At 65.0% G+C, this 21,347-nt stretch carries 23 protein-coding genes; 11 read left to right on the top strand and 12 right to left on the bottom strand.

From position 1 onward, the window contains the following. Positions 1–28 precede the first annotated feature (28 nt). Positions 29–682 (top strand): TetR/AcrR family transcriptional regulator, encoded by a 654-nt coding sequence (locus H292_RS0116585; RefSeq protein WP_019666086.1) that lies wholly within the window; start codon positions 29–31, stop codon positions 680–682. 100 nt (positions 683–782) lie between these two features. Here the strand turns inward: H292_RS0116585 and H292_RS0116590 are convergent, their stop codons facing one another. Both H292_RS0116590 and H292_RS27195 read right to left on the bottom strand, forming a co-directional pair. Next, positions 783–1,010 carry a DUF3107 domain-containing protein gene (locus H292_RS0116590; protein ID WP_026347943.1) on the bottom strand — a complete coding sequence of 76 codons (228 nt, stop codon included), beginning with the start codon at positions 1,008–1,010 and terminating at the stop codon, positions 783–785. Between the two features lie 108 nt (positions 1,011–1,118). Continuing rightward, entirely contained in the window at positions 1,119–1,925 is an 807-nt protein-coding gene (locus tag H292_RS27195) for a ferritin-like fold-containing protein (protein WP_020112105.1), read from the bottom strand. Positions 1,926–2,265: 340 nt separating this feature from the next. Here H292_RS27195 and H292_RS0116605 point away from each other — a divergent pair, with 340 nt between their 5' ends. Both H292_RS0116605 and H292_RS0116610 read left to right on the top strand, forming a co-directional pair. Further along, a complete protein-coding gene (locus H292_RS0116605) occupies positions 2,266–4,023 on the top strand; it encodes a DEAD/DEAH box helicase (RefSeq protein WP_196806178.1) in 1,758 nt (585 codons plus the stop codon). 9 nt (positions 4,024–4,032) lie between these two features. Next, positions 4,033–5,301: an Rv3212 family protein gene (locus H292_RS0116610; protein WP_019666091.1), complete on the top strand. Its 1,269-nt coding sequence runs from the start codon at positions 4,033–4,035 to the stop codon at positions 5,299–5,301. Here the strand turns inward: H292_RS0116610 and H292_RS0116615 are convergent. After that, positions 5,283–6,077 (bottom strand): ParA family protein, encoded by a 795-nt coding sequence (locus H292_RS0116615; RefSeq protein ID WP_020112107.1) that lies wholly within the window; start codon positions 6,075–6,077, stop codon positions 5,283–5,285. The two genes, H292_RS0116610 and H292_RS0116615, sit on opposite strands and share 19 nt — an antisense overlap. Positions 6,078–6,184: 107 nt before the next feature. Beyond that, positions 6,185–7,663, bottom strand: a complete 1,479-nt coding sequence (locus H292_RS0116620; protein WP_026347944.1) for a DHA2 family efflux MFS transporter permease subunit — start codon at positions 7,661–7,663, stop codon at positions 6,185–6,187. Positions 7,664–7,930: 267 nt separating this feature from the next. Here H292_RS0116620 and H292_RS0116630 point away from each other — a divergent pair, with 267 nt between their 5' ends. Beyond that, complete coding sequence (locus tag H292_RS0116630) at positions 7,931–8,575, top strand: acid phosphatase (protein ID WP_179275226.1); 645 nt, start codon at positions 7,931–7,933, stop codon at positions 8,573–8,575. Then, complete coding sequence (locus tag H292_RS0116635; RefSeq protein WP_019666096.1) at positions 8,572–9,057, top strand: GNAT family N-acetyltransferase; 486 nt, start codon at positions 8,572–8,574, stop codon at positions 9,055–9,057. Before H292_RS0116630 ends, H292_RS0116635 begins: the two co-directional genes overlap by 4 nt. Here the strand turns inward: H292_RS0116635 and H292_RS0116640 are convergent. Further along, a complete protein-coding gene (locus H292_RS0116640; protein WP_020112108.1) occupies positions 9,054–9,479 on the bottom strand; it encodes a hypothetical protein in 426 nt (141 codons plus the stop codon). The genes H292_RS0116635 and H292_RS0116640 overlap by 4 nt on opposite strands. Before the next feature lie 120 nt (positions 9,480–9,599). On the opposite strand from H292_RS0116640, the gene H292_RS0116645 reads away from it, so the two are divergent. Continuing rightward, on the top strand, positions 9,600–10,556 hold the full coding sequence (locus tag H292_RS0116645) for a diacylglycerol/lipid kinase family protein (protein ID WP_019666098.1): 957 nt from the start codon (positions 9,600–9,602) through the stop codon (positions 10,554–10,556). Positions 10,557–10,888: 332 nt separating this feature from the next. Further along, the gene (locus H292_RS0116650) at positions 10,889–11,143 is read left to right on the top strand and encodes a WhiB family transcriptional regulator (protein ID WP_026347946.1); all 255 of its coding nucleotides are present in this window, start codon (positions 10,889–10,891) and stop codon (positions 11,141–11,143) included. Between the two features lie 126 nt (positions 11,144–11,269). On the opposite strand, the gene H292_RS0116655 is transcribed toward H292_RS0116650, so the two are convergent. Together H292_RS0116655 and H292_RS0116660 are read right to left on the bottom strand one after the other, a co-directional pair. After that, positions 11,270–12,745 carry a sensor histidine kinase gene (locus H292_RS0116655; RefSeq protein WP_020112109.1) on the bottom strand — a complete coding sequence of 492 codons (1,476 nt, stop codon included), beginning with the start codon at positions 12,743–12,745 and terminating at the stop codon, positions 11,270–11,272. A 47-nt stretch (positions 12,746–12,792) separates the two neighbouring features. Continuing rightward, a complete protein-coding gene (locus H292_RS0116660; RefSeq protein WP_019666101.1) occupies positions 12,793–13,008 on the bottom strand; it encodes a biotin/lipoyl-binding carrier protein in 216 nt (71 codons plus the stop codon). 108 nt (positions 13,009–13,116) lie between these two features. Between H292_RS0116660 and H292_RS28880 the strand changes: the two genes are divergently transcribed. Continuing rightward, positions 13,117–13,191, top strand: coding sequence for a 50S ribosomal protein bL37 (locus tag H292_RS28880; protein ID WP_099052202.1), 75 nt, complete (start codon positions 13,117–13,119; stop codon positions 13,189–13,191). 86 nt (positions 13,192–13,277) lie between these two features. Here the strand turns inward: H292_RS28880 and rsrA are convergent, their stop codons facing one another. Next, the gene (gene rsrA / locus H292_RS0116665; RefSeq protein WP_020112110.1) at positions 13,278–13,580 is read right to left on the bottom strand and encodes a mycothiol system anti-sigma-R factor; all 303 of its coding nucleotides are present in this window, start codon (positions 13,578–13,580) and stop codon (positions 13,278–13,280) included. After that, the gene (locus H292_RS0116670; RefSeq protein WP_019666103.1) at positions 13,577–14,248 is read right to left on the bottom strand and encodes a sigma-70 family RNA polymerase sigma factor; all 672 of its coding nucleotides are present in this window, start codon (positions 14,246–14,248) and stop codon (positions 13,577–13,579) included. Before H292_RS0116670 ends, rsrA begins: the two co-directional genes overlap by 4 nt. A 194-nt stretch (positions 14,249–14,442) precedes the next feature. Between H292_RS0116670 and ybaK the strand changes: the two genes are divergently transcribed. The 3 genes from ybaK (at position 14,443) to rsgA (ending at position 17,285) form a co-directional block, all read left to right on the top strand. Next, a complete protein-coding gene (ybaK, locus tag H292_RS0116675; RefSeq protein ID WP_020112111.1) occupies positions 14,443–14,952 on the top strand; it encodes a Cys-tRNA(Pro) deacylase in 510 nt (169 codons plus the stop codon). 6 nt (positions 14,953–14,958) lie between these two features. Then, the gene (aroA, locus tag H292_RS0116680; protein WP_196248741.1) at positions 14,959–16,302 is read left to right on the top strand and encodes a 3-phosphoshikimate 1-carboxyvinyltransferase; all 1,344 of its coding nucleotides are present in this window, start codon (positions 14,959–14,961) and stop codon (positions 16,300–16,302) included. 104 nt (positions 16,303–16,406) lie between these two features. Continuing rightward, positions 16,407–17,285 (top strand): ribosome small subunit-dependent GTPase A, encoded by an 879-nt coding sequence (gene rsgA / locus H292_RS0116685; protein ID WP_231383863.1) that lies wholly within the window; start codon positions 16,407–16,409, stop codon positions 17,283–17,285. A 50-nt stretch (positions 17,286–17,335) separates the two neighbouring features. On the opposite strand, the gene H292_RS0116690 is transcribed toward rsgA, so the two are convergent. From H292_RS0116690 to H292_RS0116700, 3 genes are all read right to left on the bottom strand, one after another. After that, positions 17,336–18,589: a fatty acid desaturase family protein gene (locus tag H292_RS0116690; RefSeq protein ID WP_020112113.1), complete on the bottom strand. Its 1,254-nt coding sequence runs from the start codon at positions 18,587–18,589 to the stop codon at positions 17,336–17,338. A gap of 83 nt (positions 18,590–18,672) precedes the next feature. Then, positions 18,673–19,995 (bottom strand): fatty acid desaturase family protein, encoded by a 1,323-nt coding sequence (locus tag H292_RS27200; RefSeq protein WP_020112114.1) that lies wholly within the window; start codon positions 19,993–19,995, stop codon positions 18,673–18,675. 129 nt (positions 19,996–20,124) lie between these two features. Beyond that, positions 20,125–21,240, bottom strand: coding sequence for a ferredoxin reductase (locus H292_RS0116700; protein WP_019666109.1), 1,116 nt, complete (start codon positions 21,238–21,240; stop codon positions 20,125–20,127). Between the last annotated feature and the right edge of the window lie 107 nt (positions 21,241–21,347).

A 21,347-nucleotide genomic window follows, 5' to 3' on the forward strand; every position in this document is an offset into this window, starting at 1 on the left:
GGTGACGATGCGGATGGGAACTTCTTACATGACAGAACTGGCGGATCGAATGTCCTCGGACCGTTCGACCTCACAGGCGAACCGGCGCAGCGCACGGTTGCCTCGCGACGCACGCCGCGCGCAACTCCTCGCGGCTGCGAGCGAAGTGTTCGTCAGTCGCGGATATCACGCGTCGGGAATGGACGAGATCGCCGAGTGCGCCGGCGTCAGCAAGCCGGTGCTCTACCAGCACTTCCCCGGCAAGCTCGAGCTCTACCTGGCGGTGCTGCAGAGCTACGTCGACACCCTGATCGCCGGCGTGCGTCAGGCCCTTCGTTCGACGACCGACAACCGCAAGCGCGTCCGAGCTGCCGTACTCGCGTTCTACGACTTCGTCGACACCGACACCCAGGGATTCCGGCTCGTGTTCGAGTCAGATCTGATGGGCGACCCTCAGGTCAACGCCCGGGTGGAGCAGGCGACCGAAGCGTGCGTCGACGCGGTGTTCGACCTCGTTGCACACGATTCCGGCCTCGACCCGTACCGCGCCCGCGTGCTCGCTGTCGGGCTCGTCGGAGCAAGTCAGTTCACGGCACGCTACTGGCTGGAAGCGGACCGCCCGATCTCCAAGGAAGACGCCGTCGACACCACCGTGTCGCTGGCATGGGGTGGCCTGTCCCACGTGCCGCTCCAAGCTCCTTAGAACATCGGCACTGCCGCACTCGCACACTTCCTACCCGGACACCGGAAGAGGGGCCGCGCATCGACTGCGCGGCCCCTCTTCTCGTGTGCATTCCGTGCACTTACACCGTGGCGAAACCGACCTTGCGGGCGTCGGCCGGACCGATCTCCACGTACGCGACTCGCGCCGACTGGACGAGGTACTTACGCCCCTTCTCGTCCACCAGCGACAGCACGTCCTTCTTGCCGGCGAGTGCCTCGGCAACGAGCGCCTCGACCTCCTCGGGCGACTGGGCGCTGTTCACGACGAGCTCGCGAGAGCTTTCCGACACACCGATCTTGACCTCCACGGCCAACCTCCGAACTCAGTAGAGAAACTTCAGCTGCTTCGACCAGGCTAGTGCAGCCACGCGGCGGCGGTGACGTCCGACGGTGTGCTGTCAGCGAACACCGTGGTCTCAGACCAGGCCGAGCACCCGCATGCGCTCCGCGTGCTGCTCCTGCATCCGATCGAACAGAGCGGCGACACCGTTCAGGTCACCCGATGCCGTGATCACCAGATCGGTCAGACTCTCGCGTTGCGCGAGCACGTACTGCGCCTGCGTGATCGCCTCACCGAGCAGTCTGCGCCCCCACAACATCAACCGCGCCTTGTCCTGCGAGCTGGCGGACACCCGGGTGGACACCTCGTGCACGACGAACTCCGAGTGACCCGTCTCGGCAAGCACCTCTCGTACCGTCGCCGCGACGGCCGGATCGAGAGTGTGCGCGATCTCGCGGTAGAAATCAGCGGCCAACCCGTCGCCCACGTAAGCCTTGACCAACACCTCGAGCCACGTCGACGGGTTGGTCGACGCATGGTAATCGTCCAACGCACGCACGAAAGGATCCATCGCGGAGTACACGTCGAGACCGCGATCCGACAACGCGGACACGAGGGTCTCGAAGTGGTTCATCTCGGCCGCCGCCATACTCGCCAACGCCACCCGCCCCTGCATCGACGGGGCCGACCGCGCGTCCTCGGCCAGGCGGTAGAACGCCGAGATCTCCCCGTACGCGAGCACCGCGTACAGCTCGGACACTCCCGGATGATCGAACGGAATCCGCGGCTGCGCATCGGAGGTTTCCGTGGCATCGGGAAGGGCTTCCGTGGCATCGGGAAGGGCTTCCGTGGCATCGGGAAGGGCTTCCGTGGCGTCGGGAAGGGCTTCCGGGGTGGTCGGTAGGGCGTCGGCGGCGAACGATTCAGGCGAGTGGGCTCCCATGAGAATCGATCGTAGTCGCGCCCGACGCACGTGCGCGCTGTCACCGAAACGCGATGCCTCTCACGTCCCGCAAAGCTCGGAATACGGGTTTTGGGCGGTCGGCAAGCTACCATGGTGCACGGATCGACGCCCGGACCGATGACACGGACCGATTTTCCACGCGTCGAACCACACCGACAATGTGTGCGCACCTGATCCGGGTCGCTACGACTGCTTCGCCGCCTGTCGAGTACCACTACGTTCCACCGACACGGCTGAGGCTCGAGGCGAAATCACAGACCAGGATCGAGGGCATCGACTTCGGCCGGCAATAGGCCTGTGCCCTTCCTTGTGCGTACGTGTGAACACGAGGAAGGCCAGACCCCTGAGCAAGATCGTTATCGACCAAGAATCCGACACCGGCGACACCACCTTGTCCGCCCAGCTCGACGACACACACGTACCCCCGACCTTCGCGGAACTCGGTGTTCGCGAGGACATCGTCAAGTCCCTGACGGCCATCGGCATCGAGCGGACCTTCGCCATCCAGGAGTTGACCCTCCCCCTCGCCCTCGCCGGCGACGACCTCATCGGTCAGGCCAGGACCGGAATGGGCAAGACGTACGGCTTCGGCGTACCGCTCCTGCACCGCATAGCCACGACCGACTCCGGCACCGCGGCACTCGACGGCACACCCCGCGCGCTCGTCATCGTCCCCACCCGCGAACTGTGTGTTCAGGTGACCTCGGATCTGACCAATGCGTCCAAGTTCCTGAAGTCCGGCGGCAAGTCCGTCGAGATCCTGTCCATCTACGGCGGGCGTCCCTACGAGGCCCAGATCGCACAGCTGCAGAAGGGCGTCGACGTCGTCGTCGGCACCCCCGGTCGTCTCCTCGATCTCGCCAAACAGGGCCACCTCATCCTCGGCAAGATCGGCGTACTCGTTCTCGACGAGGCCGACGAGATGCTCGACCTCGGATTCCTCCCCGACATCGAGCGCATCCTCGGCATGGTGCCCAGCGGTCCCTCGGCTCATTCCGCAGGCTCCACTCGCGGTCCCTCGGCCGGAGGCTCCGCGCGTGGTCGCCAGACGATGCTGTTCTCGGCCACCATGCCCGGACCGATCATCACGCTCGCACGCACGTTCCTGACGCAGCCCACGCACATCCGTGCCGAGGAAGCAGAGTCCTCCGCCGTGCACGATCGCACCGCGCAGCACATCTACCGCGCGCACGCTCTCGACAAGGTCGAGATGGTGTCCAAGGTCCTCCAGGCAGAAGGCCGCGGAGCGACCATGATCTTCACCCGCACCAAGCGCACCGCGCAGAAGGTCTCCGAGGAACTCCTCGAACGCGGGTTCGCCGTGGGTGCCGTGCACGGTGACCTCGGACAGATCCAGCGCGAGAAGGCACTGAAGAAGTTCCGGACAGGCGGCATCGACGTCCTGGTCGCGACCGATGTGGCAGCGCGAGGCATCGACATCGACGACGTCACTCACGTCATCAACTACCAGTGCCCGGAGGACGAGAAGACCTACGTCCACCGCATCGGCCGCACCGGCCGCGCAGGCCGCACCGGCATCGCCGTGACCCTCGTCGACTGGGACGACATCCCTCGCTGGCAGCTGATCGACAAAGCGCTGAACCTCGGAATCCCGGACCCGGTCGAGACCTACTCGAGCTCACCGCACCTCTTCGAGGAACTGGGCATCCCCGACGGCGTGACCGGCTCGATCAAGAAGGCGCCGGAGCGGACCGAACGCGCGCACACGGGCGACAACGGCGAAGTCACCGACAGCGTCGACAGTGCCGTCGATTCGGATGCAGCAGCCGAACCTTCTCGGCCACGCCGAACCCGCGCCCGCCGTCGCACCCGCGGCGGCAAGGCCGATGCAGCTACAACCAACGGCACAGCCGCAGCTGCAACCAACGGCACAGCCGCAGGCGGGGATACGTCCTCGGACAGCGCCCCGACCGAGTCGGGCACCAGCGGTGACGCCCCGTCCGGTGACGGCGCAGCACCCAAGCGTCGGCGTCGCCGCCGCCGCTCGCCCGCCTCGTCCGGACAGCCGAGCTCCACCCCCGAGTCGTCGCCCGCGTCAGCACCGGCAGCCGAGTAGCCTTCTTCTGTGCTTGCACCCGAACGTCGTCGACGCTCGGATCTCGTCGCCGCGGCAACCATTCTGGTTGTCGCGGTGCTCGCTGCCGGGGTCATCTGGTTCCGAAGCGACGCACACGGCACGACGTCCGAGACCGCGCCCACTCCACTGCCGCAGGCCACCACCGCACTCACCGTGCCCGCGTCGTTGACCGAAGTGTGGCGAGCGCAGAGCCCGCTCACGTCGACACCGGTGGTCACCGGCAGCGCCGTGGTGAGCGGTGACGACGGCGGAGTGGACGGTCTGGATCCGTCCACCGGTGAGACAGCGTGGAGCTACCGCAGGGACGTTCCGCTCTGCGCAGTGACAAGTGCATGGAACACCGCCGTCGCCGTGTTCGCCGACGACCGCGGATGCGCACAGGTCACCGAACTGGACGGGGCGACGGGATCACGCAAAGCTCAGCGATCCAGCGACGCAGATTCCGAAGTCCGTCTCAGCGACGACGGAACCTACGTCACATCCCTGGGTGACACGCGCATGGAACTCTGGCGGTCGGACCTCGTACGGACCCTCGAGTACGGACGGGTCGACGCCCCGCAGAACCCCGGCACCCAACCTCGCACCGGCTGCACCCTGCTGTCCACCGCGTCGAACAGTTCCCGCGTAGCGGTACTCGAGCAGTGCCCCGAGGAATCTGGTGCACGGCTGACCACCATGAACCCGGCACCGAAGGACGCCACCGAACCTCAGGAGTACGGCTCCAGCGTCGTCGCGTCGTTGACCAGCGCCGACGGCCCAGTGGAGGGAGCGCGCGTCCTCATCGCCTCGGGGGATCGGGTGGCGTTGTCGATCCCACCGCATTCCGGTGAACCAGCGAAGGTCGCCTTGTTCGACGGCAATGCTCAGCCTCTCACCGAATTCGATCTTCCGGACGGGACGGTGCCCGAGGTACCGGCCGATCTGTATCCGACGGTCGTCAAGGCCGCGAACGTCTTCAGCTGGTGGACCGGATCCAGCACTGTCGCACTGGATCTGAGCGATCTGTCACCGCAGTGGACCGTGCCCGGCGCGCTCGGCCCCGGCACACTGATGGCCGGACGCCTGCTGTTGCCGGTCCAGGACGGCACAGCGGTCATCGATCCGTCGACGGGTACCGCCGAACGAACGATCCCGGTCGACCGCGGTGACTACTCCGGCCCGGTCGGACTCGCCGTCGTCGGCGACGTACTCATCGAACAACGCGGTACCGACCTGGTTGCACTCTCCGGCACGGAGGGTCAGTCCTCGGGCGAATAGGTGCGGAGCGGGGATCCGTTCTCCCAGTGCTCCAACAGGTTCCCCGCCAGGTCTCGATACGCCTGCGCACCCTTGCTCTTTCGACCCGACAACACCGTCGCCCCCGACGCCGACGCCTCCGCGAAACGCACCGTCCGAGGAATGGGCGGATCGAGAACCGGAAGGGAGTAGCGGTCGGAGACATCACCGAGAACGTCGCGGCTGTGCGTGGTGCGTGCGTCGAACAACGTGGGGAGCGCGCCGAGGAGCGACAGTTCGGAATTGGTGATCTGTTGAACTTCCGAGACCGTCCGCAGCAGCTGCCCGACGCCGCGGTGAGCAAGTGTTTCGCATTGCAGCGGCACCAGTACCGACCGGGCGGCCGTCAACCCGTTGAGTGTCAACACACCCAACGACGGCGGACAGTCGATGATCACGACGTCGTAGTCGTCGAGAATCGGCGCCAGCGCTCGCTTCAGCGCGTATTCACGGCCCGCACGCATGAGCAACAGTGCCTCGGCGCCCGCGAGATCGATCGTTGCCGGAAGCAGGTCGATACCCTCGTCGGTCTCGAGCAGCGCCTCGGCCACCGGGGTATCCCCCGTCAGGACCTCGTGCACGGACGTCTCGAGTTTGTCCGGGTTGTGCCCGAGGGAGAACGTCAGGCACCCCTGCGGGTCGAGATCGACCACCAGAACCCGCCGGTCCAGTGCATGAAGCGCCGCCGCAAGTGAAGCCACCGTGGTGGTTTTCGCGACGCCGCCCTTTTGATTCGCTACCGCCAGTACTGTCGTCACGCCCCCGATCCTTGCCTACATCGGGGCGATCGGCCAGAGCGAGCGGGTCGTGGGCGCGTCGGGAAGGGGCCAGGAACAGTCCCGGTCCGACGCGCCCGTCACCGAAATCAGTGCAGCATAACCGGTTTGGCGCTGTCCGCACCCTCTGCCGGAGTGATCTTCTTCCGGGGCAGGAAGAACGCCGGCACGAAGGTCAGCACGATGAGCACGAGCGCGACCATGAACGTGGAGCCGAACGCTCCCGCCGAGATGTCGAGAGCCTCGACCGGAGACGTCGCCTTCGCGACGTCCTTCAACTGATTGGTCAGCACCACGGACATGACCGCCGTACCGATCGAGCCCGCCGTCTGCTGCACGATGTTCATCAACGTCGATCCTCGCGCGACGTTGTGATCGGTGAGCGTCTGCAGAGCAGCGGTCATGATCGGCATCATCGTCGCACCGAGACCCATGCCCATGACGAACAGCGCACCGAGCAGAATCACGTACGAGGTGTCGGCACCGACCTGTGTGAAGACAGCCATGCCCGCGGTGATGAACACCATGCCCGCGAGCACGATCTTGCCGGGGCCCATGCGGTCCGCGAGGGTGCCCGCGATGGGCATCGTCAACATCGCGCCGATTCCCTGGGGCGCCAGCAACAGACCTGCAGCCAGAGTCGTCTCCCCGCGGATCTGCAGGAAGTAGCTCGGGAACAGCAGACCCGCGCCCATGAACGCAACCATGAACAGGACGGTCGTCAGGACCGCCACGGTGAGCGCCCGGTTGGCGAACAACCTGAGGTCGATCAACGGATGCTCGGTGCGAAGGGCATGGAAGACGAACAGGACGATCAACACGAAACCGACGATCGCCGGCACCAGCACGCGAACAGCCCACACCGTCTCGGTCTCGGGAATCGAGGACACTCCGAACAGGAACAGTGCGAGGCCGGGAGAGAGCATCAGCATGCCGACGAAGTCGAACGATTCCGACGGCGTCGGATCGTCCTTCGGGAAGATGACGATTGCTGCGATCAGCGCGACCGCGCCGATCGGAACGTTGATCAGGAAGATCCAGTGCCAGCTCGCAGCCTCCAGCAGCCATCCGCCGAGGATCGGGCCGCTGATGGGTCCGAGAAGCATCGGCACGCCCAGCACGGCCATGACACGACCGATCCGCTCGGGACCTGCGGCCCTGGTCATGATCGTCATGCCGAGCGGCATCAGCATGCCGCCGCCCAGTCCCTGAAGCACACGGAAAGCGATGAGCGTGGTGATGTCCCACGCGAAGCTGCAGAGCACCGAGCCGAGCACGAACAGCACGAGAGCGGTGATGTACAGGCGCTTGGTACCGAACCTGTCCGCCGCCCAGCCGGTCAGCGGAATCACCGTCGCCAGCGCCAGCGTGTATCCCGTCATCGTCCAGGCGACAGTCGCGTACGTCGCGTCGAACACGTCCATGAACGTGGGAAGCGCGACGCTCACCACGGTGACGTCGAGAATGGACATGATGGCGCCGAGAACGACGACACCCGCGATCTTGAGGACGGCGGAGTCGAGCTTGTCCGGCTTCACCGGATTCGGACTTACCCCTGGCTGCGTCATGGTCGATCGTCCTTCGTGTCTCGGTGAGCAGGAACACTGCCCACCATCTGCCTGAACACGCACGACAACGTGCGCGGTGTGTCCGTTCCGTCGGTGGACCATCCGTCCCCGAGAAGTTCGATGCATCCCCGGGCAGCCCCCATGCGCGAGCAACCGAGTGCGTCGCGCGACCGGAACAGTATCCACCGACGGCCCGTCCGACTCAATCCGTTTTGTACGGGTAACCACCTGCAGGCCTGTGACACCCGACACGGCATCATTGCTTCCATGAGCGCCACCCCCACCTCGACCCCTGATTCCGGGACTACTGCTTCCGGACGTGTAGTTCTGTTGCGCCACGGCCAGACCGAATGGGCCACCTCGGGACGGCACACCGGCACGACGGACGTTCCACTGACCGACGTCGGAGAACGCCAAGCGGCCGCGGCAGGCGAACTCGTCGGCGAGCTCGGCCTGCGTGACCCGTTGATCGTCAGCAGTCCACGAACACGGGCGCTGCGGACCGCGCAGCTCGCGGGGCTGACCGTCGAACGGGAGTGGGACGCACTGTCCGAGTGGGACTACGGAGACTACGAAGGAAAGACCTCCGCCGAGATCCAACGGACGGTGCCGCACTGGACCGTGTGGACCCATCCGTGTCCGGGTGGCGAGTCCGTCGAGCAGGTCGGCGCACGCGCGGACCTGGTGCTGTCGGTGATTCTTCCGGCCCTGGGCGAACGCGACGTGGTCCTCGTCGGACACGGACATTTCTCGAGGGCTCTGCTGACTCGCTGGCTGGAACTGCCGGTCTCCGAGGGCAAGAGGTTCGCCCTCTCCCCTGCCGCGTATTCGGTCCTCGGGTTCGAGCACTCGTTCCGGCAGGTCGTGGTGCACAACATCCATCCGTCGGTTCGGACCGGAGTTGCATCGTGATTCGGCGGGCCACCGACCGAGACGTCGACGCCATCACCGGCCTGATCCACGAACTGGCGGAGTACGAGAAGCTGCGGGAGCAGTGCACCGTGCGTCCGGATCAGATCCGCTCGGCCCTGTTCGGTGCCGATCCGTCGGTGTTCGCACACGTCGCGGACGTCGACGGTCAGGTCGTCGGGTTCGCGATGTGGTTCCTCAGTTTCTCGACGTGGGACGGCGTGAACGGCATCTACCTCGAAGACCTGTACGTGCAGCCGGAGCTCAGGGGGTCGGGAATCGGATCCGACCTGCTCGCTGCACTCGCTGCCGAGTGCGTGACGCACGGGTACACCAGACTCGGCTGGTCTGTGCTGGATTGGAACACGCCGTCGATCGGCTTCTACGAATCTCTCGGAGCGGTGGCACAGAGCGAATGGACAGCGTTCCGCCTCGGAGGCGAACCACTCAGGGCACTCGCAGCGCGCGCATCCGCCCGCAGCTAGAGCGTCTCGTCGTCGGCATCGACGTACTGCGCTGCCATCCACCTCGACGACGGCGGGCTGAACAGCAGCGCGAGTATCGCCAGAGCGCCCGCACCGAGCAGCACACCGTACAGGGGCTGGTGAGAATCGGTCAGCAAGGACCACACGACCGGCAACAGCAACAGTTGAACGACGAGGGCGATTGCCCGTCCCCACCGCTGACCCAGAATGAGAGCGACTCCCGCCGTACCGACGGCAACGCCGATCACCGCGAACCAACCAGCCGTTCCGTACCCGTTCGCAACCTGGTCCTCCACGCCGTTCATCGCGCGAACGAGAAGGACCACCGCTGCGACGAGGGCAACCGCTCCTTCCACCGCGACGAGAACTCCTGCGGCCCTGAACGCAGGTGGAGGCACCGAGGGCAGGGATGGCGTGGACACCGGTAAAGCCTAGAACACCGATCCTGCCCGACAGGGTTCTGTCCCGACGGCACCCCGTGACCGATACCGGCGCGACACCGATACCGGACCGACGCCGAGAACCGGATAGGCTGACGCCCCGTGCGCGCGCTGCTGATCGTGAACCCGAATGCAACGTCGACCACGCCGGCGGCCCGCGACCTTCTGGCCCACGCGCTGTCGAGTCGGGTGCGCGTCACCACGGCACACACGACCCACCGCGATCATGCTGCGGAACTGGCACGCCAGGCCCGCGAGGACGGTGTCGGTCTGGTCATCGTCCACGGTGGAGACGGCACCGTAAACGAGGTGATCAACGGGCTGCTCGGGGTCCCACTGCCCACATCGATGCGCGCCGTCACGATCGGTCCCATCCCGGCTCTGGCCGTGGTCCCCGGCGGAAGCGCCAACGTCTTCGCACGCTCACTCGGAATCCACGCCGACCCGGTTGCCGCCACCAATCAGCTGATCGACCTTCTTGCCGCGCGATCGCGCCGCACCATCGGTCTCGGCCACTGCGACAACAGGTGGTTCACGTTCAACGCCGGTCTGGGTCTCGACGCCGACGTGTGCCAGGCGATCGACGCGGGCCGAAAGGACGGCGGACCCGTCTCCGCGACTCGGTACGTTCGCGCCGCCGTCAGCGCCTTCTTTCGCAACAAACGACGTGATCCGAAACTCACCGTCGAAATTCCAGATCACGATCCGGTAACGGGCGTGCATTACGCTTTCGTTTCCAACTCGAGTCCGTGGACCTATCTGAACGAGCGTCCGGTGCACACCAATCCGGGCACCTCGTTCGACACCGGACTCGGACTCTTCGCGATGCGGACGACGCGCGTCCTGCCGAGCCTGAACGTATCTCGCCAACTCCTGTCTGCAGGCGCGGAACCCAAGTCACGCAAGCTCTTTCGAGTCGACGACGTTCCACGCATCAAGATCACGTCCAGCGAACCCATCGGGTTGCAAATGGACGGAGACTTCCTCGGATTGCGCACCGAGGCCGAATTTCACTCGACACCGTCGGCGCTCGAGGTCATCGCGGAGAACAGGTCCTGATACTGCCCGAATGGGTAGTTTTCAACCGGTTTTCGACGCACCCAGACCGGGCGCCGTGGGCAGCGTCATAGCGTTTTTGCTGGGAAAACCTCTGCACATTGCCCCTCGAGCGGGTACAAAGGAGCGCAGGAGGCTTAAGGCAGCCTAACAGAGTGAGCTTGACCACGGACGCGCGGCTATCTCTTGACTTCCCCTAAGTTCGTGAAAGCATTCACAAGCAACAGTGCGGAAACATTGGATACGCACGAGTGAACATCAGTCGAAAACGCAACGACACAGATCGCGGTAACAACAATCAACACGGCGCTGCGGCGCCCGGTAAGGAGCAGAGGATGGACTGGCGCCACAAGGCAATCTGTCGCGACGAAGATCCGGAACTATTTTTCCCCGTGGGAAACAGTGGCCCGGCACTCGCGCAGATCGCCGATGCCAAGGTCGTCTGCACGCGGTGCCCTGTCACCGCTGAGTGCCTGTCCTGGGCACTCGAGTCCGGCCAGGATGCCGGCGTGTGGGGCGGTATGAGCGAAGACGAGCGTCGCGCGCTGAAGCGTCGCAATGCACGTACGCGGGCTCGTAGCTCCGTATAACTCCCGGTGAACCGGTGAGGGCCAGTCCCTCACCCCGGTTCGCCCGGGCACAGCAGAACCCGGTGACTCCACGACGGAGCCCGGGTTTTTTGCTGTCCGATGCCCAGACGTCCGGCGCTCAGCTGTTCAGGTTCGGGGCGAGCGACGCCCGAGCGGGACGCGGAGGGAGGCGTCCGTGCCCCCGCGAGGCGATGGATGGAGCCCGAGGGAGCCACCCAGTTCGACGGACACCAACGTACGGACGATCTGCAGGCCCAGACCCTCGGACTTCTCCAACGAGAACCCTGAGGGCAAACCACGCCCGTCGTCGTGGATGACGACGTCGAGCCACCGCGCGGATCGGTCGGCCGAGATGCGGACGACACCCGCGGTGCCGGCGTCGAATCCGTGTTCCATGGCGTTCTGCACCAGTTCGGTCAACACCATCACCAGTGGTGTGGCCCGCTCGGCGGAGAAGACGCCCAACTTACCTTCCCGCGCGACGCGGACGCGCGGGTTGACCGTGGCGACGTCGAGCATGATCGGGACCAGCCGGTCGACGATCTCGTCGAGGTCGATTTCCTCGTCCACCGACATGGACAGCATTTCGTGCACCAGCGCGATGGACGTCACCCGTCGAACCGACTCCGACAACGCCACGCGCGCTTCCTCGTTCTCCAATCGCCGTGACTGCAGGCGAAGCAAAGCGGCGACGGTCTGCAGATTGTTCTTCACCCGGTGATGGATCTCGCGGATGGTCGCGTCCTTGCTGAGCAGCGCACGGTCTCGGCGCTTGACCTCGGTCACGTCCCGCACCAGCACGATGGCCCCCACCGACTCACCACGCGGCCGAAGCGACAGAGTTCTGATCAACACCGTCGCACCGCGCGCGTCGGCTTCCATCCGGTATCCCTCGCTTCCCGACAGCGACGCACGAATGTGGTCGGCGATCTCCTGGGAATCGAACGGATCGGTGATCAACGACCGCGTCACCGACGCCAGATCCGTCCCGGACAGGTCGGTCGCCAAGCCCATCCGGTGATAGGCGGACAGTGCGTTCGGACTGGCATAGACGACGCGGCCGTCGGTGTCGACCCTGATGAAGCCGTCGCCTGCACGCGGTGAGGAGTTGACGTCGGTGCGTTCCACGGGGCTGGGAAATGTCCCCTCGCTGATCATCCGGCACAGATCGTCGGCGCAGCCCCGGTATGCGACCTCGAGCGCGCCTGCCGTCCGCTGCCGCGTCGGGTTGGCGTCGCGAGTGAGAATCGCGATGACGTGGTCGCCGCACCGCACCGGCACGCTGTCGGTGTTGGAACCACTGCTGACGATGTCGCGGGTGACCAGCGAGTCCATGACCGTCGGGTGCTGGGACTCCGAGACGACGGCGCCGACCATGTCCTCGGTGAACACCGTCGGTGCGGTCGTCGGTCGGCACTGCGCGACGCACAGGATCTTGGCGTCCGGGCTCGCATCCACGTCGTCGGTTCCGACCCAGAGAAGAAGGTCCGCGAACGACAGATCCGCGAGGAGCTGCCACTCCCCGACCACCCGTTGCAGGTGATCGACAGCTTCTCCGGTCAGATCGGTGTGTTCGGCGAGCAGGTCGCTCAGTGTCGACACGGTGACGGCTCCGTCGCGATTGTGGGCGGGTGCGAGGCGGTGAGAGTCTAGGAGACCACAGCGATCAGGTCGCCCTGCTTGATGACGTCGCCCACGGTGACGGCAATGGTGCTGACCACGCCGGCTGACTCGGCGAGCACCGGAATTTCCATCTTCATCGATTCGAGAACGACGAGAGTGTCCCCGACCGCCACCTCGTCCCCCTCGGTGACCACGATCTGGAACACGGTCGACACCATTTCCGCGCGCACGTCCTCGGCCATTTGGCATCCTCTCGTTCACGGGCGGTTTCGCCTGTGGTTCCGGCACCCGTGACAGGGCGGCCGACCACTCGTGAAAGACTGTAGTGAACCAGTAGAGAGGAGCTCATCATGGGTAAGCGTGGGCGCAAGAAGCGCAGTCGCAAGAACAACAAGGCAAACCACGGCAAACGTCCGAACAGCTGACGATTTGCCTCATCACACGACGAAGGCCGGGAAGCGCGATGCTTCCCGGCCTTCGTCGTACCTCGGCCGGATCTACCCCGGCGTCGTCACTCCTGCTCGGTGTGCTTGATCAGCACGGTTCGCCTTATCTCGATGCTCAGGCGCTCCCGCAGACCGGCGGGCGCCTGGTCACCACCGCACTTGCGACTGATCAGACTCTTGACCTTCTCTTCGATGCCGTACGCGGCAAAGCATGATCCACACTCGTCGATGTGACGTTGAAGCCGAGCCCGGCTGCCTTCGTCGCACTCGTTGTCGAGCATCAGCCACACGTCGGCGATGACCGCGGAGCAGTCCAACGCCTCGAACTGCCGATTCTGTTCGGCTTCGTCGTTCGCATCCGATGTCACTTCGAGACCTCCTGCTCGTGCGCGTCGACCGCACCGTTGCGATTGAAACCACGTTCACGTGCCACGTCCGACAGCAGGCCTCGGAGCTGTTTACGTCCTCGGTGCAGCCGGGACATGACGGTGCCGATGGGCGTGCCCATGATGTCGGCGATCTCCTTGTACGGAAAACCTTCGACATCGGCGTAGTACACCGCCATACGAAATTCCTCGGGCAGCGACTGAAGCGCGGCCTTGATGTCGTCGTCGGGCAGCGCATCGAGAGCTTCGACCTCGGCGGAACGCAGTCCCGTCGACGTGTGCTCGGCCGTTGCGGCCAGCTGCCAATCCGTGATCTCGTCCGTCGGGTACTGCGCGGGTTGGCGCTGCTTCTTTCGGTACGAGTTGATGTACGTGTTGGTCAGGATCCGGTACAGCCACGCCTTGAGGTTCGTTCCCTCACGAAACGAGCGGAATGCGGAGTACGCCTTGATGTACGTCTCCTGGACCAGGTCCTCGGCGTCGGCCGGGTTCCGCGTCATCCGCAGTGCCGCGCCGTAGAGCTGATCCAGCATCGGCAGTGCGTCGCGCTCGAACCGCTCGGTCAGGTCCGCCGCCGACTCCACCGGTGCCTCGGCCTCCGCCTGAGCTGGGCGCTCGACTTCCTCCACGCTGATCCCTTCGGTAGCCATATCCGACCAGGTTACAGCGGGAGAAGGCAGCGCCTTCACGTAGATCGCACTCGAACTCGGAGCGGACCGGAGCGGGCGCTCGGTCGTCGTCACTGCCACAGCAGATCCCTTCCTCTTGCCTTGCGTACCTCTTGGCTCTTCAACACCGGCTTCACCCCGGTCATTCCAGGCGCCGGTCTGGCTACAGTGATCCGATGCCCTCAGCGCACCGGCCCGCCGCCTCCACACCTGCCGTCGCTCTGTTGATCGCGGAGAAGGTCGAGCACTCGGTGCACACCTACGACCACGACCCGAGGTCGGAATCGTTCGGCACGGAAGCGGCGGACGTCCTCACCGAACGTCTCGGTGTCGTCGCCGACCAGATCTTCAAGACGTTGGTGCTCAGGCGTTCCGACAACACACTCGCGGTGGCGGTTCTGCCCGTCACGGCGACACTCTCCCTCAAAGCCGCAGCCTCGGCCCTCGGTACCAGAAAGATCGTGCTGGCAGACCGAGCGGAGGCGGAGAAATCGACCGGGTACGTCTTCGGCGGCGTCTCCCCACTCGGCCAGAAACGAGCGCTCGCGACCGTCGTCGACGAATCTGCCCTGGCCTGGGACCGAATTCTCTGCAGCGGAGGCAGACGAGGGTTCGAGATCGAGCTCGACCCGAAGGACCTCGTCCGGCTCGCGCGGGCCGTGACGGCGCCCGTCGCCACCAGCTGAGCGCCGATGCGCAAAGATGGTGTGGTGACCAACTGGACCGCACCGCTCTCCACAGCCCCCGTCGACGCGACCGTCACGCTGCCCGGTTCCAAGTCCATCACCAATCGCGCGTTGATCATCTCCGCACTGGCAGGCGGACAGTCGACGGTCACAGCGGCCCTGCGCAGCCGTGACACCGACCTGATGATCGCCGCGTTGCAGCAACTCGGAGTCGGTATCACGATCGACCCGGCCGATCCGACGTCTCTGACGGTCACTCCCGGCGCCCTGCGCGGCGGATCGATCGATTGCGGGCTCGCCGGAACGGTGATGCGGTTCGTTCCGCCTCTTGCCGCCCTGGCGGACGGTGTGGTGCGTTTCGACGGTGACGAGCAGGCACGGACCCGGCCGCTGGACACCATTCTGGGCGCGCTACGCCACCTGGGAGCCGACGTGGCCGGGGATTCGCTGCCGTTCACCGTCACCGGGTCCGGCACTCTGCGGGGCGGGGCCGTCGACATCGACGCCTCGGGTTCTTCGCAGTTCGTGTCCGGGCTGATGCTCAGCGCAGCCGCGTTCGACGACGGCATCACCATTCACCACACTGGAAAGCCCGTACCGTCGATGCCGCACATCGACATGACGGTCGAGATGCTCCGGCGCGCAGGTGTGCAGGTGAGCACTCCGGCCGACAGCGGCGACGCGGACACCTGGCGCGTGCATCCCGGCCCGGTCGACGCCGTGTCGTGGGTGGTCGAACCCGACCTGTCGAACGCGACACCGTTCCTGGCCGCGGCGGCGGTGACCGGAGGTGTCGTACGGGTTCCGAACTGGCCGTCGTCGACGACGCAACCGGGTGATGCCATCCGAGGAATTCTCGAATCCATGGGCGCCACGGTAACCCTCGAGAACGGAACCCTCGAGGTGCGAGGCGGGGCGACATCGACCGGAGTCGACATCGACCTGCACGACGTCGGCGAGCTCACACCCACGGTGGCGGCTCTCGCCGCGCTTGCGGACGGCCCATCGCACCTACGCGGAATCGCTCACCTGCGCGGACACGAAACCGACCGTCTCGCAGCACTTGTCGCGGAGATCCGCCGACTGGGCGGGAACGCGACCGAGACCGACGACGGTCTGGACATCGCACCCGCGGCCCTGCACGGCGGGGTGTGGCGAGCGTACGCGGACCACCGGATGGCAACGGCAGGAGCAATTCTCGGACTGGTGGTCCCCGGAGTGGAAGTCGACGACATCGGAACTACCGCGAAAACCCTCCCAGGTTTCGAAAATCTGTGGGCCTCGATGCTGGGAGACTCGCCGCTCGCGGGGCGAGGGACACGGCCGACCACCGAAGGTGTTTCGTCCTGAGTCGCCGCTACGACGAGTCGGACGTCCGCATCCGCCCAGGCAAGAGCTCACGCCCCCGGACGAAGACGCGTCCCGACCATGCCGATGCCCAGTCGGGAATGGTCGTGTCCGTGGACCGCGGCCGGTGGGGATGCGTTCTCGGAGGGGACCCGTCCCGGCCGGTCGTCACCATGCGCGCACGCGAACTGGGTCGCACACCCATCGTCGTCGGAGACGATGTCGACATAGTGGGAGACCTGTCCGGCAAGGTGGACACGTTGGCTCGCATCGTTCGGGTGTCCGAGCGCCGGACCGTGCTTCGCCGTACTGCCGACGACACCGATCCGTACGAACGTGTCGTGGTCGCCAATGCCGAACAACTGTTGATCGTCGCCGCACTGGCCGACCCTCCGCCGCGCACCGGATTCGTCGAGCGTGCGCTCGTCGCCGCATACGTCGGCGGTCTGAAACCTGTTCTCTGCCTGACCAAGAGCGACCTGGCCGACCCACACGAGTTCGCCTCGGCGTTCGCCGACCTCGACGTCCCGGTGGTGCTGGCCGGGCAGAGCGAAGATCTGACCGACCTCACCGCACGGCTGACCGACAGCGTCACGGCACTCATCGGCCACTCCGGCGTCGGGAAATCGACGTTGGTGAACAGGTTGGTGCCCGACGCGAAGCGCGCAACCGGCACGGTGTCCGGTGTCGGCAAGGGCCGTCACACGTCGACGCAGTCGATTGCACTTCCGTTGCCGGGAGGCGGGTGGGTGGTGGACACCCCTGGCATTCGATCCTTCGGGCTCGCGCACATTTCACCGGAGAACGTGGTGGCCGCGTTCTCCGACCTGGCGGACGCCATCGATGACTGCCCGCGTGGGTGTACTCACCTCGGTCCTCCGGCGGACCCGGAGTGCGCGCTCGATACGTTGACCGGCGATGCAGCGAGACGCGTCGCTGCGGTCCGTCTACTGCTGGAAGCCGTGCGCACCAACGAGAACTGGTGACCCCGCGAGTGCAGTTACCCACGAGGTCACCAGTCCGTGCTTGTACGGTCCTAGGCGGACAACTTCGCGACGAGGCCGCGAATGCCTTTCTTCTTCTTCGATTCCGCGATGGCCGTGCGCAATCCGCGGCGTTTTCCGGTGACCGGATCGACGGTCAGCAGCCCGCGAGACTCGTCGGCGAACTTGCGCTCCGACGCCGTCTCCGGCGCATCGTCCGCGGTTGCCTTGAGGTACTTGTTGGGCAGCGAGAGCTTGGCGATGGTTCGCCAGGACAGCAGGTACTGCTTGCCGATCGAGCCGGTGGTGTAGGGCAGGTCGTACTTCTCGGCGAGTTCCAGAACTCGGAACTTGATCTCGCGCAGGCGATTACTGGGCAGATCCGGGAACAGGTGATGCTCGATCTGGTAGCAGAGGTTGCCGCTCATGAACTCCATGACGGGGCCTGCCTCGAAGTTCGCGCTGCCGAGCATCTGCCGCAGGTACCACTGCCCCTGCGTCTCGCCCTCCATGTCCGACTTCGTGAACTTCTCCGCACCGTCCGGGAAGTGCCCGCAGAAGATGACCGTGTTGGTCCAGACGTTGCGGATCATGTTGGCGACGATGTTGGCCGTCAGCGTGCTCTTCCACGCCGGACCGGTGAGGGCCGGGTAGACCACGTAGTCCTTGGCGATCTGCTTGCCGATCTTCTCGAGGACCTCTCGACGCTTGCGCTCGAACTCCTCGCGCTCGACGCGGCCCTTGGCGACCTTGCCGAGTTCGAGATGCTGTGCGGCGACGCCGTATTCGAAGAAGAGCTGCAGAAGCAGGTTGTAGACCGGGTTGCCGAGGTTGAAGGGCTTCCACCGCTGGTCGCGCGTGACACGGAGAAGTCCGTAGCCGACGTCGTCGTCCATTCCGAGCACGTTGGTGTACTTGTGATGGATGTAGTTGTGCGTCTGCTTCCAGTGCGCCGACGGCCCGGTGTTGTCCCACTCCCACGACGTGGAGTGGATTTCCGGATCGTTCATCCAGTCCCACTGCCCGTGCATCACGTTGTGCCCGAGCTCCATGTTCTCGATGATCTTGGCGGCGCCGAGCATGCCTGTCCCGAGCAACCAGGCCGGGCGCTTGCGGCTTGCGAAGAGGACGGCACGGCCACCGATCTCCAGGGTGCGCTGCAGCCGAATGGTGTTGCGGATGTACCGTGCGTCGCGTTCTCCGCGAGACGCCTCGATGTCACGGCGGATTGCATCCAGCTCGACGCCGAGCGCCTCCACGTCCGCATCGGTCAGATGCGCGTATTCCTTGATGTCCGAAATCGCCACGGGTTACGGCCCTCCTGGCAGTCGTCGGTGATGCACGTCGTGCACGTTCACCACTAACGTACCGTAACTTACGGGAGCGTAGGTTACGACCCCGTAGGTGTGAGAGACTTCACGCGCGACTTCTGCGCCTGACGGAGAGCCTTGGCCTGTCGCTTGGCTTCTTTCTTCGCGTTCCGCAGTGTGACCCGCGCTTCTGCAATGGCCGAACGGAGACCGCGACGCTTACCGGTCAGTGGATCGATTCGGAGCGCATGCACCGTCGGCTCGTCACCCGCCCTGAACCGACGCTCTGAACTGGTCTCGGGCGCATTGTCCGACGTGGCACGCAACCACTGATCAGGAAGCGACAGCTTGTGAATGGTACGCAGCGCCAGCAGGTACTGCTTCCCGAGCGACCCGGTGGTGTACGGAAGGTCGTACTTCTCGCACAGCGCATGCACCTTCTCGGAAATCTCCTCGTACCGGTTGCTGGGCAGGTCCGGGAACATGTGGTGCTCGATCTGGTAGCACAGGTTGCCGCTCATGAACGCCATGACCTTGCCGGCGTCGAAGTTGGCGCTGCCGAGCATCTGACGCAGGTACCACTCCGCGCGCGTCTCCGTCTCGAACTGACCGATGGTGAACTTCTCTGCACCGTCGGGGAAATGGCCGCAGAAGATGACCGCGTAGGCCCACAGGTTTCGGACGAGATTTGCCGTCGCGTTGGCGGTCAGAGTGCTCTTCCACGCAGGACCGGTCAACGCGGGGAACAGAACGAAATCCTTGCCGACCTGACGGGCGATCTTGCGAGCGAACGCACGATTGGACGGAGACTTCCAGAACTCTTTCTCGTGCTCGCCGTCCAGTTCCTTCTGCGCGTCCAAGTCGTGCAGAGCGATGCCCCACTCGAACGTCGCCGCCAGGAGGACGTTGGCAATCGGCTGCAAGAGGTTGATCGGCTTCCACGCTTCGTCGCGAGTCATACGGAGAATGCCGAAGCCGATGTCGTCGTCCATGCCGACGATGTTGGTGTAGGTGTGATGGGAGTAGTTGTGCGCGCGCTTCCACTGCTCCGACGGGCCCGTCTGGTCCCATTCCCACGACACCGAATGGATCTCCGGGTCGTTCATCCAGTCCCACTGCCCGTGCATCACATTGTGCCCGAGCTCCATGTTCTCGATGATCTTCGCAACGCTCAACATCGCGGTACCCACAAGCCACGCTGGACGGTATTTGCTGCCCAACAGCACGATTCGGCTGCCGAACTCGAGACAGCGCTGCAGCTTGATGGTCCGACGGATGTACGCGGCATCCTTCTCGCCGCGCGAATCCTCGATGTCGCGGCGGACCGCGTCCAATTCTCTGCCGAAGGCTTCCATGTCCTCTTCGGTCAGGTGTGCGAACTCTTTGATGTCCGTGATGGCCACCGTGGTCCTCCGAAAGTCGTGGGCGCGGGCCCGAAATGCGTTTTCGCCTCTGTGCGCCAGTGCAAGGGTAGCCGAACTTACTGAGAAGTCCGTGTGGGTTGGAGCACGCTCACACCGCGTCTCGGCCGGTCAGAGCTCGAGTGTGCAGTCGCCTGCAGCCGCCGAAATGCAGGTCTGGATACGGTCGCCTTCACCGTGCTCCTTGCCCGAGCGCAAGTCGATGACGTGCCCGGCCGTCAACGGCACGACACACGTCTGACAGATACCCATCCGGCACCCGAAGGGCATCTGCACACCCAGACCCTCCCCTGCCTCCAACAAGCTCGTGGCACCGTCGACCTCGACGGACCGGTCCGACTTGGAGAAGGTCACCTTGCCGCCCTTGCCGGACGTGTCGGCCCGGGCGATCTCGAAGCGTTCGAGGTGCAGTCTGTCCTCGATTCCCTCCGACTTCCACACTCGCTCGATCTCCTCGAGCAAGCCGGACGGCCCACACGCCCACGTCTGACGCTCGCGCCAGTCCGGGTAGAGCTCATCGAGCGACGCCAACGCGAACTTGCCGTCCGATCTGGTCAACTGCACGTGCGAGGTGAACTGCGGATGACCGGTCGCCAGCGATGCGAGCTCGTCGGAGAACATCACTTCGTCCTCGGTGGGTGCCGAATGAATGTGCACCGTGTCCGGCATGTCTCCGTGCCTGTCCAGGGTACGGAGCATGGAGATGATGGGTGTGATGCCGCTGCCTGCCGTGATGAACAGAATCTTCTCCGGCGGCGGCGTCGGGAGCGCGAAATTGCCCTTCGGAGCGGCCAGCCGAACGATGGTGCCCTGGGGCACGCCGCCGACGAGGTGGCTGGAGAGGAAGCCCTCCGGCATCGCCTTCACCGTGATCGAGATCAGTTTCTCGTCCCAGTTGGGTGCGGACGTGAGCGAATACGAGCGCCAGTGCCAGCGCCCGCCGAGGTGCAATCCGATCCCGATGTACTGCCCGGGCTGGTAGTCGAAGTTGAATCCCCATCCAGGCTGGATGACCAGAGTGACCGCCGTTGCGGTCTCCTGCTCCACCCGAACGATCCGACCGCGCAGCTCACGCGCCGACCACAACGGGTTGGCGAGGTGCAGGTAGTCGTCGGGTAGCAATGGTGTGGTGATGCGCGTGATCGCGCCACGCAACATGTTGAGCTTCGGACGCTTGGGAGCAGATACACCCGCGGCGGGAGCTTCCAGCCACTTCTTGAGATCCATCGGAAAGTACTTACCCCTCGTTCGAGACAGAGACAACGCTGACGTGCTGGACCAGCTGGCGCGAACAGGCCCATATCAAGGTTACGCTACCGTAGGTTACTGGGGCG

It is taken from the genome of Rhodococcus sp. 114MFTsu3.1, from assembly GCF_000383555.1.
Lineage (GTDB): Bacteria > Actinomycetota > Actinomycetes > Mycobacteriales > Mycobacteriaceae > Rhodococcoides > Rhodococcoides fascians_E.